Here is a 15,688-nt window from a genome sequence, read left to right as displayed (position 1 = left end):
GTGTTTTATTAGTTGATGATATTCCAGAAAATATTTTTGGTAAGGTAACAAACCACGTAAGGTTACAAAAATTCTTGTCAAATATTCGATAAGTTTATAACTATCATCTCATTTAAGATAGCGATGAATTTGGGCAAGGTTGTTATAATATCAGCATCAAAAATTGCTATATTTTATACCGATTACATTAAATAAGTGATCTAAATTTTGCGCAGGAAAAATGACTTAGTTTAAGGCGTAAATTTAGCTAAATGGTTGTCCCCTTTACGAAATTTACAACGAAAAAATAAGTTATTTTAACAAGTAAAATAGATCAGTTAATTAGTGTGATTGGTATAACAACCTACTAGATCTTTTTTCTCTACAAATCTACGCCACCTAAGGCGACTTCTGAATCATATTGATTATAAATGTCTATTGGTAAGTTTTCAGCCCCTGATGCTGGAGCACATTTAGCTCCAGCGTCAAATTTTTAAATAACACCAAGCTCTCTTAGGCGTTCCTTTAAGTATTGATCCGCAGTGTAATTATCTGATAGAACAACTTCTGGTTTTGGATGAAGAAAAAGGGGTAATGAAATTCGAGACTTAGTTTTGTCTGCGCCATCAGGATTAATAACACGATGAGTTGTTGACGGATAATACCCTCCTGACGCTTCCTGTAGCATATCGCCGATATTAACAATTAAATTACCGAAATCAGATGGTACATCTAACCACTCACCTTCTATGCTTTTTACCTGTAGCCCAGGTTCATTAGATGCAGGAAGAATAGTCAGTAAATTAATATCTTCATGGGCACCTGCTCTAATCGCACCTAGCTCTTCATCTCCTTTTAATGGAGGATAATGGAGTATTCTCAATAATGTCTGTTGATTATCTTTAATCATATCTGGAACACGGCTAGCGCATTTTAATTCCTGATTCTACCAGGACTGAGCGATAGCCATCATCGAGCGTTGCCATCTTTTTCTTTGCAGCCATACTCGCTGATTTGCTTTTATCTTGTTTAAATAAGCCCATCGCTATTTTTCTCATTACATTAAATGCAAGTGGACCTCGCCCCTTATGAATCCTAGACTCATCTTCTCTAAATGTCATATCTAACATCCAGTGCATACTTTCAACTTGCCAATGATTGCGGACTGCATATAAGCTTTGATCTGCATTTAAGTTTAATGAGCTAATGTACCAGCGGGTTTCTGTTGTCTCTTTTCCTGTGGATTTTTCGTATACATCAGAGGTGATTTTAATAATGCTTTTCAGTCCAACCCATTGGTGTTTTTTATCTAACCATTTTTTATCAATGAGGATCTGCTGGCAGGTTCTTGTTTCTATACGTCCATGGCCACTGTCTGTTGCAGTATATTCAGCGTAATTATCTTCTGTAAAACCTTCTCGTTGAACTTTATGCCACCAAGCTTCTAGCTCACTTTGCATACCAGAGTGGTTACCTTTTAGGGCTAGGATATAGTCAGCTTTTTGCTCAATTATCTGCTTTGCTATTTCTTTTTGGCAGCCCATCGCATCAAGAGTAATAATGCTATTTTCTATGTCAAGCATGTTCAACAATTCAGGGATAGCAGTGATTTCATTGGTTTTAGCATCAACGGCAACTTGACCTAAAACAAGTTGATGCTGACAACTCCAAGCACTCACTGTGTGAAGTGCATTCTTTCTATCTTTCGTTGAAAAAGAACGTCTTGCGGTCTTACCATCAACAGCAATAACATCGCAACCAGTCGTTTCCACAAGTGAAGATATCCACGATTTAAAGGCTTGTTCTATTTCATCTGCCTTTAAACGACAAATAACACGCGCAATAGTGTCATGCCGAGGTATCCCTGCTTCAAAAGGCCGATATTGACGAAGCCAATCAAGCTTTATGCGCCCGAAATTCTCAATATCCTCCCAACCTTCAGATCCGGACATAACGGCACTAATAGCTAATAAAAGAATATCGAGTAAATTATGTTTCTTACATCGCTCAATACGAGGGTCTGAGATGGAGTTGAAGTATTTCAAAAAGGTAGCGCTCATTATTATCACCAAATAGCTAATTGTTAGTATATGGTGATCTGATCGCTACTTGGATAATAAGTTCAATTTATAATGATCTTGCCGTGATATCTGGAAGCGGTTGTGTGAATAATTGTGAGACTTCAGTTGGTGAATTATTCTCTACCCAACTCAATAGCTCAGCAGCAAGGTTACCCGCTTGTTGATAATAATTTTGAAGTTCAGTTTTTAATTGTTCAGGACATTGCCCCCAAGGATAATAATGAAAATATTCTTTAATATCTTTTTTTGTATTTCCCTTTGCCGTTTCTGAAACTTCAGCTGGGAAAAACCCGTCTTGAGTCTCTGCATTGAAACGAAAGTCGACTTTATCTTGAGAGTTAAAAAACTGCTGCCAATTGTCGTAAATAGACCTCACTATTTGTTGTTGGATAGGATGATTTTTTAATACACCAAACCCTGTATTACGAAGGGATTCAACAAACAATTGTTGCGCATTTTCAGCATTGTAATCTATGGCTTCAAGTTTCATATTTTTGTCTTATGTTTTAAGTAGTAATTTCATATTTTAACAACACTTTAATATGCGAATCTAGGTGCAAATAATATTCGTAAGTTTGAAGTATGCTGTAGAGCACAAAAGAAACATTAGAAAAAGCTTATTAACCTTAATAGTAAACACCATCAAGGTTGCCTTTTCTATATCTATGCATTTCATCGTTGCATCTCAGGCGGTGAAAATTACAAAAAATGAAGAATACTTAATTAAAATGATATTAATCGGATATTTTTTTATGGTTATGTTTACCAAAATATCGAGATCAGTATTTTCTTATACGTTCTTATCAAAAAATCCGCTAAAATGAACCTTTTATCAATCTCTATATTAAGGTCTCACTATGTCTTTAAGTGTTGTTATTCTTGCTGCGGGTAAAGGTACCCGTATGCGCTCTCTTTTACCTAAGGTATTACATAAAATTGCAGATAAACCCATGGTGCAACATGTTATCGACACTGTGAAAGGCATTGGTTCTGAAAATATACACTTAATATACGGACATGGTGGCGACATCATGCAACAGAATATTGCTGACAGTTGTTTAAATTGGATTGAGCAAACAGAGCAATTAGGCACTGGGCATGCGATGCAAATGGCACAGCCACATTTTAAAGCGGATGAAAAAATATTAATCGTATATGGTGATGTACCTCTCCTATCAGCGACCACATTAGAAAAATTAGTCTCTGTACAACCTGAAGGTGGTATTGGCTTGTTAACCATCGAGCTTGATGATCCAACAGGGTATGGACGAATTGAAAGAGCTAACGGCAAAGTGATAGGTATTGTTGAGCAGAAAGACTCAAATGCTGCTCAGTTAGCGATTAAAGAAGTGAACACTGGCATTTTAGTGGCAAATGCTAATGATTTGAATCGTTGGTTACCTGCTTTATCTAACGATAATGCTGCCGGTGAATACTACCTCACTGATATCATTAAAATGGCTCATCAAGAAGGATGTTCTATTGAAACGGTTCAGCCTGAAAATGCATTTGAAGTTGAAGGTGTCAATAACCGTCTACAGCTTGCTAATTTAGAACGTGCTTTTCAACTTGAGAATGCTAATAAATTATTATTAGATGGTGTTATGTTGCGTGATCCAACTCGTTTTGATTTACGTGGCGAATTAACTTGTGGTCAAGATGTTGATATCGATATTAACGTGATCATAGAAGGTAAAGTTAAGTTAGGTTATGGCGTTAAAATTGGTGCGGGCTGTATTCTGAAAAACTGTGAGATTGCTGATAATACAGAAATTAAAGCAAACTCTATTATTGAAGGTGCAAGTATTGGTGCAGGTGCATCAATTGGTCCATTTGCACGATTACGTCCAGATACTGTTATTGCAAATGATGTGCATATCGGTAATTTTGTTGAAGTTAAGAAGTCTACATTAGGCGAAGGTACTAAATGCGGTCATTTAAGTTATATTGGCGATAGTAAAGTAGGCAGTGGCGTTAACATTGGTGCAGGTGTTATTACGTGTAACTATGATGGTGTGAATAAACACCAAACCATCATTGGTGATGATGTATTTGTTGGTAGTGATTGCCAGATTGTTGCACCGGTAACTATTGGTAATGGCGCAACAACAGGAGCGGGTACAACCGTTGTAAGTGATGTACCTGATAATGCCTTATGCATTTCTCGCACTAAACAACGTAATATTGAAGGTTGGAAACGCCCAGTTAAAAAGTAATGTTTAATGGCTAAAGCTTTGAAATGTGGGTCTTGATACTTAATCTTAAAGTCATTTATTTGCGATAAATAAGCATCCATCAAGTAGGTCGATAATGTAAATTATCGGCCTTTTTTATTGCCGATTTTTGATGGAGGCTTTTATATTGAGGTCATCGTATATTAAGGTAGTTAGTATCTTGAGGTATTCGGTATCTGATCAACCTTATAAGTGCATGTGCTGAATGTACGAAAACGCTTACCTTCAGTAGCAATGACTTTATTAGCCAAAGTAAATGAATGGCTTTGAATGCTTTAACGATTTTCTTTTACCGAGTTTACAATCGAGCAATCCGTTATTTCAAACAGTTGAGTAGTTGTTATTGGGTAGGTGAAGGAAAGTAAAAATGGATGTGCCGTTTTCGATGCTAGTAATATCTTGAAATATTAAATAATAGGTACAAAAAAGGAGGCGTTAGCCTCCTTGATTTAGTGACTAATTAGATTAGCACTTTTTAAGATTTAGCGGACGTTTACATACTTGTACACTTCTTAAGTGTGAAAGCGTTTCTTCCGGCATACCTTTTGGTAATTCAATAGTAGAGTGGTCATCGTTTAAACGAATATCACCAATGAAGCGACTATTGATATTTGCTTCATTTGCAATTGCACCAACGATGTTTTTAACTTGAACACCATGCTCACGACCTACATCTAAACGGAACATTTCAAGTTCAACGTCAGTTGGACGTCCACGGCCACGAGGTTTATCTTCGCTACGTGCACGGTCATTACGGTCTGGGCGATCGCCACGAGGGCGCTCATTGCGATCGTTACGGTCACGACGAGGGCGGTCACCACGATCACTGCGTTCATTACGCTCATTGCTACGCGGCTCTACAAACTTTTCTTCAACCGGTTGTAATGGTTTTTCTTTTTGAGCCATCAATAACAATGCTGCACCAATATCAGATTCATCGATTTCAGTGTTGTTTTTAATTTGCTCAAACAAAGTGCGGAAGAAACTTAGATCTTCACTTTCACACGTTGTAAATAATGTTTTTTGGAAGTTATCAATACGTGTTTGTGTTACTTCATCACGTGTTGGTAAGTCCATAATGGTAATTGGTTGACGCGTAGCACGTTCAATCGCTTGTAATAAACGACGTTCGCGAGGTGCAGCAAATAAGATTGCTTTACCAGTACGGCCAGCACGACCAGTACGACCGATACGGTGAACATAAGATTCAGTATCTGTTGGGATATCGTAGTTAACTACTAGGCTGATACGTTCCACATCAAGACCACGTGCAGCAACGTCCGTTGCTACTAAGATATCTAAACCACCAGACTTAAGGCGTGCAATAGTACGCTCACGTGTTTGTTGGTTCATGTCGCCATTTAGTGCAGCACTGCGGTAACCGCGAGCTTCTAAACGTTCTGCTAATTCAACAGTTGCTGTTTTAGTACGAGCAAAGATGATCACGCCGTCAAAATCTTCAGTTTCTAACATACGTGTTAATGCATCTAGCTTGTTAACACCACGTACAATCCAACATTTTTGTTCAATGTTTGAAACCGTAGATGTTTTTGCTTTGATCTTAACTTCTATTGGGTTGTTCATGTAACGCTTAGTAATGCGTTTAATTTGATCCGGCATCGTTGCAGAGAAAAGCGCAGTTTGGTGCTTCTCTGGCATCTCTTTCATGATCGTTTCAACATCATCAATGAAACCCATACGTAACATTTCATCTGCTTCATCAAGTACTAATGTTTTTAGGTTTGATAAATCTAATGTTTTACGTTTTAAGTGATCCATAATACGACCAGGCGTACCAACAACAACGTGTGGACCACGTGTTAATTGCTTGAACTGGATGTTGTAGCTTTGACCACCGTAAATAGGCATAACGTGGAAACCACGCATGTGACGAGAATACGATTGAAATGCTTCTGCTACTTGAATCGCTAATTCACGTGTTGGCGCTAATACCAATACTTGTGGATGGTTTTTGCTGATATCAATGTTTGCTAATAAAGGCAGTGCAAATGCACCTGTTTTACCAGTACCTGTTTGTGCTAGACCTAATACGTCTAAACCATTTAATAGGTGTGGAATACATTGTGCTTGGATAGGAGATGGTGTTTCGTAACCCATTTCTGATACAACTTGCACTAATGCTTCTGGTAAGTTTAATTCTTTAAAGGTTGGTCCGACTGCTTGTTCTACTTGTTGGTTTTCTGACTCTGACATAGTGGCCTCATGAGTTTATAAAAATCTGTACATTGCTCGAATGTACGTTAAATTCAGCCTATTCCTACATCAGCCTAACAAGTTAGATGCTGTAAAACGTGTCCATTAATTTTCGCGAAATCAACCGCGTAGTAGGTTTACTCTGAATATTCTGCTTCGCGTTAGATGGATCCTTCTGCGAGGGAGGCGCATTCTACTGTATTTGTTTATAAAATGCCCGCTTTATTTTGACAAACCGCACGTTTTTTGTAAATTAACCGTTGTGATGGGGGAGAAACCCAATAATTGACTTGTGGTTTCTATATTTAGATGGTTGCTTGATTTTTATTTCATTTAATTACTTATCGCTAGGTTGTGAAGGTAAAAGCAATGCTAAACTACTTTTTTGATCGCTAAGAGTAATCACTGTAAATAGTCGAACATTTTATTGCTAAAACTACCCGCTTCTAGGTGGTTAATTTCGTAAAGGAAATATTTTTACGTTAATTAACTACTTAAGTCGAAGCGTTTTTCTGCGTAAACGTTAACGTCATATTTAGTGTTATATCAATCAGGATAAATAAATGACTAGATAATTACTTAGATTGATCTAACTGTTTGTATAGCGGTTAACTTTATTTGTATTGTGTAGTAAGGAGATATAGTGGCATTAACAACACATAAATTATCAGTATTACAGGGTGTGGGTTTATTAGTATCGGCGTTGTTAGGCTCTGGTGTTTTTATTATTCCTGCTATAGCGGCAAACGTTGCGGGTAGTTGGTCATTATTAGCTTGGGCGATAATGGGAATTCTAATTGTACCGATAGTATTTACATTTGCTCAATTAGGTAAATTATATCCTCATGCTGGCGGCACTGCTTATTATGTTCAGCAAGCCTTTGGAGAGCGAAGTGGTCGGCTAGTTAGTTGGTTATTCATCTGGGTAGTCGCATTGGGTACACCCGTGATCACGATGACCGCCGCTAACTTTTTACAGAATGCGTTAATAGCCTTGCATTTATTGACTAGCGGTACTGATTTTAGATTGTTGATTGCGATCGTTATGTTGCTACTTGTTTTGGTCATTAATCTCTTTGGCCTAAAAACTGCGGCTATTATTCAAACCGTGTTAAGTGTCCTGATTGTTAGCACTTTATTATTTGCTTCTATTGATAGCCAGTTACATCATTCTTTAGCATTACCAGTTACTGAGTTTAACGTCGGCAACATTGCCTTCGCGGCCACTTTTATCCTGTGGTGTTTTTTAGGTATTGAAGCGATTACTCACATTGCCGATGACTTTGAACATCCTCAACGAGATTTTCCCCTCACTATTTTTATTGGTATCACTATTGCTTTAGTGGTTTATGGGTTGATTAGTATTAGCTTGTTACAGACTGGGTTTTATGGCGGTCAGGAAAATAATTTAAATTCGGTGGTTCATCTAGTTGAGGCGAGTTTAGGTCATAAAGGTTATATATTAGTGAACTTAGCAGGATTTTGTACTTGCTTTATTTCAGTGAGTTTATATTTTGTTGGATTTTCTCGTTTATTACAAAGTATGGGTAAACAACAGCAAATACATGATGCTTTTACGCGTTTGAATCAACATCATGTTGCTTATGGCGGGTTAGCTTTTGCGGTAATGCTGTGTTTTGTCATGCTGCTTATCAGTTATTTTATTGATTTAGCGATTGATAACTTAATTGCTTATGCGAATGGATTGTTTATTTTAATTTATTTTGCTGCGGGATTGGCGGGTATTCAATTATTACCGGGTAAAAGTCGATGGATTGCAGTGGTCGCAAGCGTGACTTGCTTTGTTTTATTTCTAGGGTTGGGTAAAGAGATGTTGTTTGCAGTGATACTGATAACAATCTTAGGGGGATATTATACGGTTATCTATCCATCAAATAACCGTATTAAAACAAGTTAGGCGCTACTTATAGAAAGAGTGATCGCCTTGAGCATGTTCAGTTACATCTCGTACTGCATTAAGCTCACCTGAGAACTCTTCAAGTAATTCTTTTTCGATACCTTCTTTTAAGGTTAAATCTACTTGAGAACAACCATTACAGCCACCGCCAAATTCAATCACGGCAACATTATCGGCAGTGATTTCAATGAGCTTTATAAAACCGCCATGGCTTGCTAATTGTGGATTGATTTGTACCTGGATAACATATTCAACGCGCTCTAGTAATGGAGCGTCATCTTTCACTTTACGCATTTTTGCATTTGGTGCTTTCAGTGTTAGTTGCGTACCTGCATCTTCCTCAACTAGGTCTACAAATGCATCTTCAAGATAAGGTAAGCTAACTTCATCAACTAATGCATCAAAACTTTCAAAACTTAAACGTGTATCGCTAGCTTCAACTGCTTCCGGTGGGCAGTAAGATACACCACATTCTGCTTTAGGTGTGCCTGGGTTGATAACAAACACTCGGATGTTAGTGCCTTCTTTTTGTGGCGCTAGTAGTTTTGCAAAATGTGCTTGTGCAACTGGAGTAATTTCGATCATGTTCAACCTTTATGCTTGAGTAATTTACTAGGACATTATAGCGAGATTTGAATGCAATAATAAAGCAAAGAGTGAAATTGCAGCAAATAATAAAGTGAGGACTGGAATTAAGGTCATCATATCTCTATCGTTACTGACTATTACGCATTGATATTTATAGGTATTAACCTATTTATGTTAACTCAGTACGACAAATGCACCAGACATCAATTGTTTTTACATTCGCCGCTAATAAACACTGACATAAGCTATTTATGGTTGCGCCTGTAGTGACAACATCGTCAATAAGTACAATATTTTTCCCTTGAAAGTTTACCCCTGCTTCAGTCGTTAATGAAAAAGCATTGTTTAAATTATACTGACGCTGCTTTCTAGATAAACCTTCTTGTGCCGTCGTGAATTTATTACGGATAATCAATTGACCGCTGAGTGTTTGCTGGCAAAGTGTCAGCATCGGTAAGTGCTTAATTAACGCATCTTTAATTAACTGTGCTTGATTAAAGCCCCTGCTCCTATGTTTTTTGATGTGAAGCGGAACTGCAATAATATAATCAATACTTTGCAGTTGTTGTTGGTTATAGCGACTCTGTATTGAATGAGCCAGTAACAATCCTAGTAAATCAGCATATAATATTTGACCATTATATTTTAATTGCTTTATTAATTTCGGAAAGGGGGCTTGATAGCCAGCAATGGCATGTAATTGTTGAAAACTAAAGGGATGTTTTAAGCATTCACCACAATAGGCCTGTGAACTGTTTAGTCCACAACCACAATGTAAGCAACAAGGTCTCTCCGTTAATATTGCATCATAACAACACTGACAAATGAGTGACTGTTTGCTTGGTAGGTGACACAATAAACAATGGCTTGGTAAACAAGCTTCGAGTAATGTTTGGCTATGTTGATAAACGTAATGCAGAATATTTTTCAAATCACACCCTATTATTAAATGAGGTTACGGTGAGTATAGAACAGCAAAGTGACGATCAAGAGAATCAACAAAATAATCATCAAAGCAGCCTGCAAAATAAGCAACAAATAAGTGACTCAGAAATTGATTCGCCTTGTTATCAAACAATGGGGAAAGGAAAAAACCTAGTATTAATTCATGGTTGGGGTGTAAACAGTGCTATTTGGTTACTCATAGCAGAGCAACTAAGCCAGCATTATTGTGTACATTTAGTTGATTTACCTGGGTTTGGAAAACAGCCCGAAATTCCTGACTATTCGTTAGCTAGTATTGCACAGACTATTTTAAAAAAATTACCTGAACATGCCGTTTGGTGTGGGTGGTCTTTAGGTGGCTTGATTGCAACTTATGTTGCTCATCATCATCCGGATAGAGTTGAAAAGTTGATTCAGGTTTGTGCCGCGATAAAATTTGTTGAACAAGATAGTTGGTTAGGAGTAAAAAAAGTGGTTTTTGAGCGTTTTAAAGCAGGGGTAATTACACAGCCTCAAAAAACATTAAATCGATTTTTATCCTTACAGGCGATGGGCAGTGTGACCGTCAAAAATGATATCGCTACGATTAAAAATTTATTAGCGGAACAACCGCAACCCAAACAAAAAGCATTAATTGCAGGCTTGGACTTATTAAACAATGTCGATTTACGAGAATCATTTAGCCAATTAAGCATGCCATGTTTAAGTTTATTTGGGCAGTTGGATAGTTTGGTGCCGATTGCTAATATGCCTGAGTTAATTAAATTATACCCTGCTAATCAGCAAGTTATATTTGAACACTCCTCACATGCTCCATTTATTAGTGAGCCAGCACGTTTTCAGCGTGTCGTGATCGACTTTATTGAAGGTTAGCTATTCAATATAAGCTTTATTTTTGTATAAAAAATAGACATAATGGAAGTGTTACCATTGTTTAGGAGTTATTTATGGAAATAAATTCAGCATTTTCGTCAGGGTTGTATGGCTTGAATCAAGCATCACAGCAAATCACTGAATCTAGTGAAAAGATTGCCAATCAATCAGTCAATCCCGAAAGCACAGTAAATAGCAGTTACTCATCAGAGCCTGTGACGGTTGAAGTGATCAATATGAAGTTAGCTGAAATTCAAGCTCAAGCTTCTGCAAAAGTGATTACTACTGCTGATGAAATGGTTGGTTCACTAATTGATGTGTCTGTCTAACCTTAACCACTATGGTTAATGTAAATGTTCAACTTCCTCCTATCGTTGCGGCTCCTTTCCCACAAGCCGCAGAAACCTTACATCGTCAAAATCAATTACAAACAGCTATTCCAAAAACTGAAGAGACGCACGCTTATGCTAAAATGCGATCTCAACAAGAGCGAGAACAAGTCGCTCATCAATCTAGTCAAATTATCCAAAAAGAGCACCCAGACTCCAAACAACAAAGGCATTCAGGTGCTTTTAATCAAAGACGTGACTTTTTCTTCTCTAGTAAATTAAAGCTTTCGCATCGTGAAATGGATAAAGTATCCGTGAAACTAGAAGGGATCTCAGATTACAAACAGGTGATTTCAGTGATCCAAGCAAAATACAGTGATGCTGTTTCTCCCTTTCCAGAACCAACGGTAGATTATAATATTTAGCTGAGGTGATTGGAGAATGTTGGTATGAACAATCGAGCTATCTGTATAATAAGTACTTATAAGTTTTTGGATATGAAGTGAATTTGCTGTTTTTAAAAAATATAAAAATCATGCTTTTCCAATGTTATTTCTGCCTAAAATAATTCTAATCCAAAGCTGTTATCATGCCAAGTAATGCCATAAAGTCGCGCTAGTCTAAAATCATCAGAGATTATCTGAAATAATGTAGTAAATAACTGTTATTGGGGGAGAATACCAACTCCGCTTGCTAACAGAACAATCTTACTGGTTAAAAGGAACTATTTTTGCCTTAAACTAGCTCCTTTTTATAGCGTAATATTTGATCATTAAATTAATGGAATTGGTATAAAACAGGCCGCATATTGATGCGGCCTGTTTTGTTGTTAATGCTTTCTCAAGTGAAAGATTAATCAACCTATTTAGTGAGCATGTCCACAGCCTTCAGCTGAATGGATATGACCATGTGAAATTTCTTCATCAGTTGCTGCACGCACAGAAACAACTTCACCTACAAATTGTAATGCCATACCTGCTAGAGGATGGTTCGCATCGATACTTACATTTTCTTCAGTGACGCCAGTTACTTCTACAGTACGAGGACCTTGCTCAGTTTCTGCTTGAAATGACATACCTACTTCAATTTCATCAACACCTTCAAATAAAGTACGAGGTACTTCTTGAACTAATTCTTCTTGAAAAGGGCCGTAAGCATCTTCAGCTTCTAATTTAACATCAAATTTGTAACCCACTTCTTTACCTTCTAATTCCTTTTCTAAACCAGGTACTAAATATTGTGCACCTTGAATAAACTCAAGTGGGCTACCGTTTTCAGTGCTATCAAGGGCATTACCGTCAACTTCTGCAACACCAAAGTGGATTGCAACTACTGAATTTTTTTCAATTTTCATTGTTATTTCTCTCTATTCTTTATCGGGTTCTGATGGATCAAAAACACCAATTATTTGTTCAAATTGACGTGTTGCTGATTTAGCCTGACTAGGCGTTTGTGTTTGTGTGTAATCACAAGCGACGCAAGTTAAAGTCTCAACTGCATTTTCCAGTGTCAAAGCAATACTGTCAATAGTCTTACATTGTGGGCATTCTGCTCCAGCGATGAAGCGTTTTTTATTTTTAGATACAGGCATATAAACATCACAAATAATAATAAGTACGTCATGATAAACAAATCGATGTTCATTTTCAGTAGTTATGGCTCAACTTTGTAAAGTTCGTTATCATCAGGGATTAATTTATCTGATCCCGACTGAGACCCTGAAATTATGATTGTTGCTACTAATATTGAATTCATCCGTGGCGGAAAAGCTTTACTTGAAAATGCCAGCGCGACAATCAACCCAAAACAGAAGGTTGGCCTAGTGGGGGCAAACGGTTGTGGTAAATCGAGTTTCTTTACTTTATTAAAACAAGAACACCAAGTTGATGCGGGTGAATTAGCGATTCCTCATCACTGGCGACTCGCCAGTGTGGCACAGGAAACACCAGCTTTAGATACCAATGCATTACAGTATGTGATTGATGGTGATCATCAGTTTCGCGCTCTACAAGCAAAGTTAAGGCAAGCAGAAGCGGAAGATAACGGCACCAAAATAGCTGAAATGCATATTTTACTAGATAATGCAGGCGGTTATACTATTGAGTCTCGTGCTGCAGAATTGTTAGCGGGTTTAGGGTTCAGTGAGCAAGCACAAGGCAGAGCCGTTAGTGATTTTTCTGGTGGTTGGCGTATGCGCTTAAATTTGGCACAAGCACTGCTTTGTCCATCTGACTTGCTATTACTCGATGAACCAACCAACCATCTTGACTTAGATGCAGTGATTTGGCTTGAAAAGTGGTTACATCAATATCAAGGTACATTAATACTTATTTCTCATGACCGAGATTTTATTGACAGTATTGTCGATAAAATCATTCACATTGAACAAAATAAATTATTTGAATATACCGGTAACTACACGAGTTTTGAGCGTCAACGTGCTGAAAAATTAACACAGCAACAATCCACCTACGAAAAACAACAAGCGCAAATGGATCATATGCAAAGCTATATTGATCGTTTTCGTTATAAAGCAAACAAAGCAAAGCAAGCACAAAGTCGTATCAAAGCACTCGAAAAAATGGAAACGCTCTTACCTGCGCATATCGATAATCAATTTAGTTTTTCATTTCGAGAGCCAGAAGCCTTACCAATGCCATTATTAACATTAGAAAAAGTCAGTGCGGGTTACGAAGACTTATTAATTCTTGATGAAATAAAATTAAACTTAGTGCCAGGGAGTCGTATCGGCTTATTAGGTCGTAATGGTGCAGGTAAATCAACTTTAGTAAAATTGCTTTCAAATCAACTTCAACCTAAGTCAGGTAAGATTGAGATAAACACCAATGCTAAAATTGGTTACTTTGCACAGCATCAATTAGAGTTTTTACATCTAGACGAAAGCCCGATGCAGCATTTATCGCGTTTAGCTCCTGATGAGAAAGAACTACCATTACGTAATTTCTTAGGTAGTTTTGGTTTTCAAGGAGATAAAGCCTTTGATATTGTAGCTCCGTTTTCTGGCGGAGAGAAAGCGCGTTTAGTTTTAGCGTTATTAGTGTGGCAAAAACCAAATTTATTATTACTCGATGAACCAACCAACCATCTTGATTTAGAAATGCGTCATGCTTTGACTGTCGCATTACAAGCCTTTGAAGGTGCGATGGTTGTGGTCTCGCATGATAGACATTTACTACGTACTACAATTGATGACCTTTATTTAGTGCACGATAAAAAAGTGGAACCCTTTGCTGGTGATTTAGATGATTATCATCAATGGTTGTCAGACCAACAACGTATTGAGAAACAAGCTGCTCAAGGCGTAGATAAAGTGGCCTCGGTGAGTGCTAATCGTAAAGATCAAAAAAGATTAGAGGCTGAATTTCGTAAAAAATTAACACCTTTTAAAAAGCAATTAACGGATTCGGAAAAGAAAATGGATAAATATTCCGGGCGTTTAGCTGAGATTGAAGAGCTGCTAAGTGATAGTTCGCTTTATGAGCAAGAAAATAAAAAACAATTAACGGATCTGTTAAAAGAGCAAGGCGAAGTAAAAGAGCAATTGGAAGAAACTGAAATGTTATGGATGGAAGCACAGGAGCAAATTGAAACCCTGCAATCTGAATTCGAAGCTTGAGTTTTAGGTGGAGCTTAGCCATACTCTGTGCGCAATGATTCGCCAATAAATTAAATAAGAAGGGATTAAAATGAGTTTTGAAGCAAATGAATATTTCGATGGTAACGTTAAATCAATCGCATTCCAAAGCGAAACATTACCTGCAACAGTAGGTGTGATGGAAGTTGGTGAATACACATTTGGTACTAGTGCCTATGAATACATGACAGTAGTAAGTGGTAGCCTAACAGTACGTTTAGCAGATACAACTGAATGGAAAACTTATAAAGCAGGTGAAACATTTGAAGTAGAAGCAAATTCAAGCTTTGATGTTAAAGTTGTTGTGCAAACTGCTTATCTTTGTTTATACAAAGCATAACGTCTACATTAGAACAATAAACTGAATTAATAGGCGCTAAGGCCTTTCATGTAAGTGAAAGGCCTTAAAATATGAGTTTTACTATTATTACAGTAGATAAAAACGCACTATTTATAGTTATATTAGTATTTATAGATAATAAAGTTTAGATATTAAGTGCAATATAATACAAATAACTATCACTTTTTAACCTCAAATCATCATCATTTGCATGAAAAACACGCTCTTTGTTGTTTAATTAGCCACTCAGTCACTTTATTGCAAATAATCATAATAAAACGCTTGCTTACCTTTTCAAGATCCCTATAATGCGCATCCACAGACACGGGACGGAACGCAAGTTACCCAGCGAGTTTGAGAATAGTTTTTAACGTATTAACACTTCGTAGTTCGCTTCGAAATTAAGTTAAATTAAAACGTTGACAATGTTCGAAAGGCGCGTATTATACGCCGCCTAGCCGAAAGGCACGCTCTTTAACAATTTAATCAAACAATCTGTGTGAGCACTTGTTGTTGATGTGATTTCAAAAAA

The 15,688-nt window shown here is 37.3% G+C and carries 13 protein-coding genes and 2 pseudogenes; 7 read left to right on the top strand and 8 right to left on the bottom strand.

The window, feature by feature from the left end; genetic code table 11:
• Positions 1–472 precede the first annotated feature (472 nt).
• From H592_RS21660 to H592_RS21655, 3 genes and pseudogenes are all read right to left on the bottom strand, one after another.
• A pseudogene (locus H592_RS21660) lies at positions 473–895 on the bottom strand (2OG-Fe(II) oxygenase family protein); the annotation flags it as partial.
• Between the two features lie 7 nt (positions 896–902).
• A complete protein-coding gene (locus H592_RS0106615; protein WP_028868077.1) occupies positions 903–2,039 on the bottom strand; it encodes an ISAs1 family transposase in 1,137 nt (378 codons plus the stop codon).
• A gap of 73 nt (positions 2,040–2,112) precedes the next feature.
• Positions 2,113–2,550: pseudogene (locus tag H592_RS21655) on the bottom strand (2-oxoglutarate and iron-dependent oxygenase domain-containing protein); the annotation flags it as partial.
• A gap of 367 nt (positions 2,551–2,917) precedes the next feature.
• Between H592_RS21655 and glmU the strand changes: the two are divergent.
• The gene (glmU, locus tag H592_RS0106605) at positions 2,918–4,276 is read left to right on the top strand and encodes a bifunctional UDP-N-acetylglucosamine diphosphorylase/glucosamine-1-phosphate N-acetyltransferase GlmU (protein WP_028868076.1); all 1,359 of its coding nucleotides are present in this window, start codon (positions 2,918–2,920) and stop codon (positions 4,274–4,276) included.
• Between the two features lie 483 nt (positions 4,277–4,759).
• On the opposite strand, the gene H592_RS0106600 is transcribed toward glmU, so the two are convergent.
• Positions 4,760–6,508: a DEAD/DEAH box helicase gene (locus tag H592_RS0106600; protein WP_028868075.1), complete on the bottom strand. Its 1,749-nt coding sequence runs from the start codon at positions 6,506–6,508 to the stop codon at positions 4,760–4,762.
• Between the two features lie 643 nt (positions 6,509–7,151).
• On the opposite strand from H592_RS0106600, the gene yjeH reads away from it, so the two are divergent.
• On the top strand, positions 7,152–8,426 hold the full coding sequence (yjeH, locus tag H592_RS0106595) for an L-methionine/branched-chain amino acid transporter (protein WP_028868074.1): 1,275 nt from the start codon (positions 7,152–7,154) through the stop codon (positions 8,424–8,426).
• A 3-nt stretch (positions 8,427–8,429) separates the two neighbouring features.
• Here yjeH and nfuA read toward each other — a convergent pair whose 3' ends face one another.
• Complete coding sequence (gene nfuA, locus H592_RS0106590) at positions 8,430–9,011, bottom strand: Fe-S biogenesis protein NfuA (RefSeq protein WP_028868073.1); 582 nt, start codon at positions 9,009–9,011, stop codon at positions 8,430–8,432.
• Between the two features lie 172 nt (positions 9,012–9,183).
• Positions 9,184–9,945 carry a ComFC family protein gene (locus H592_RS0106585; RefSeq protein WP_051369048.1) on the bottom strand — a complete coding sequence of 254 codons (762 nt, stop codon included), beginning with the start codon at positions 9,943–9,945 and terminating at the stop codon, positions 9,184–9,186.
• 29 nt (positions 9,946–9,974) lie between these two features.
• On the opposite strand from H592_RS0106585, the gene bioH reads away from it, so the two are divergent.
• The 3 genes from bioH to H592_RS0106570 all read left to right on the top strand — a co-directional run bounded on the left by bioH (position 9,975) and on the right by H592_RS0106570 (position 11,586).
• On the top strand, positions 9,975–10,832 hold the full coding sequence (gene bioH / locus H592_RS0106580; RefSeq protein ID WP_245600376.1) for a pimeloyl-ACP methyl ester esterase BioH: 858 nt from the start codon (positions 9,975–9,977) through the stop codon (positions 10,830–10,832).
• Between the two features lie 74 nt (positions 10,833–10,906).
• Positions 10,907–11,161 carry a hypothetical protein gene (locus H592_RS0106575; protein ID WP_028868070.1) on the top strand — a complete coding sequence of 85 codons (255 nt, stop codon included), beginning with the start codon at positions 10,907–10,909 and terminating at the stop codon, positions 11,159–11,161.
• 11 nt (positions 11,162–11,172) lie between these two features.
• Entirely contained in the window at positions 11,173–11,586 is a 414-nt protein-coding gene (locus tag H592_RS0106570; protein WP_028868069.1) for a hypothetical protein, read from the top strand.
• A gap of 440 nt (positions 11,587–12,026) precedes the next feature.
• Here the strand turns inward: H592_RS0106570 and H592_RS0106565 are convergent, their stop codons facing one another.
• Both H592_RS0106565 and H592_RS0106560 read right to left on the bottom strand, forming a co-directional pair.
• Positions 12,027–12,515, bottom strand: a complete 489-nt coding sequence (locus H592_RS0106565; RefSeq protein ID WP_028868068.1) for an FKBP-type peptidyl-prolyl cis-trans isomerase — start codon at positions 12,513–12,515, stop codon at positions 12,027–12,029.
• Positions 12,516–12,527: 12 nt separating this feature from the next.
• Positions 12,528–12,752 carry a YheV family putative zinc ribbon protein gene (locus tag H592_RS0106560; RefSeq protein ID WP_028868067.1) on the bottom strand — a complete coding sequence of 75 codons (225 nt, stop codon included), beginning with the start codon at positions 12,750–12,752 and terminating at the stop codon, positions 12,528–12,530.
• A gap of 135 nt (positions 12,753–12,887) precedes the next feature.
• Here H592_RS0106560 and H592_RS0106555 point away from each other — a divergent pair, with 135 nt between their 5' ends.
• Positions 12,888–14,798 carry an ABC transporter ATP-binding protein gene (locus tag H592_RS0106555; protein ID WP_028868066.1) on the top strand — a complete coding sequence of 637 codons (1,911 nt, stop codon included), beginning with the start codon at positions 12,888–12,890 and terminating at the stop codon, positions 14,796–14,798.
• A 70-nt stretch (positions 14,799–14,868) separates the two neighbouring features.
• A complete protein-coding gene (gene ppnP, locus H592_RS0106550) occupies positions 14,869–15,156 on the top strand; it encodes a pyrimidine/purine nucleoside phosphorylase (RefSeq protein ID WP_028868065.1) in 288 nt (95 codons plus the stop codon).
• Positions 15,157–15,688 lie beyond the last annotated feature (532 nt).

The organism is Psychromonas arctica DSM 14288, from assembly GCF_000482725.1.
GTDB classification, from domain to species: domain Bacteria; phylum Pseudomonadota; class Gammaproteobacteria; order Enterobacterales; family Psychromonadaceae; genus Psychromonas; species Psychromonas arctica.
Note: the sequence above shows the minus strand (reverse complement) of the source record. Positions and strands in the feature narration are given on the sequence as shown.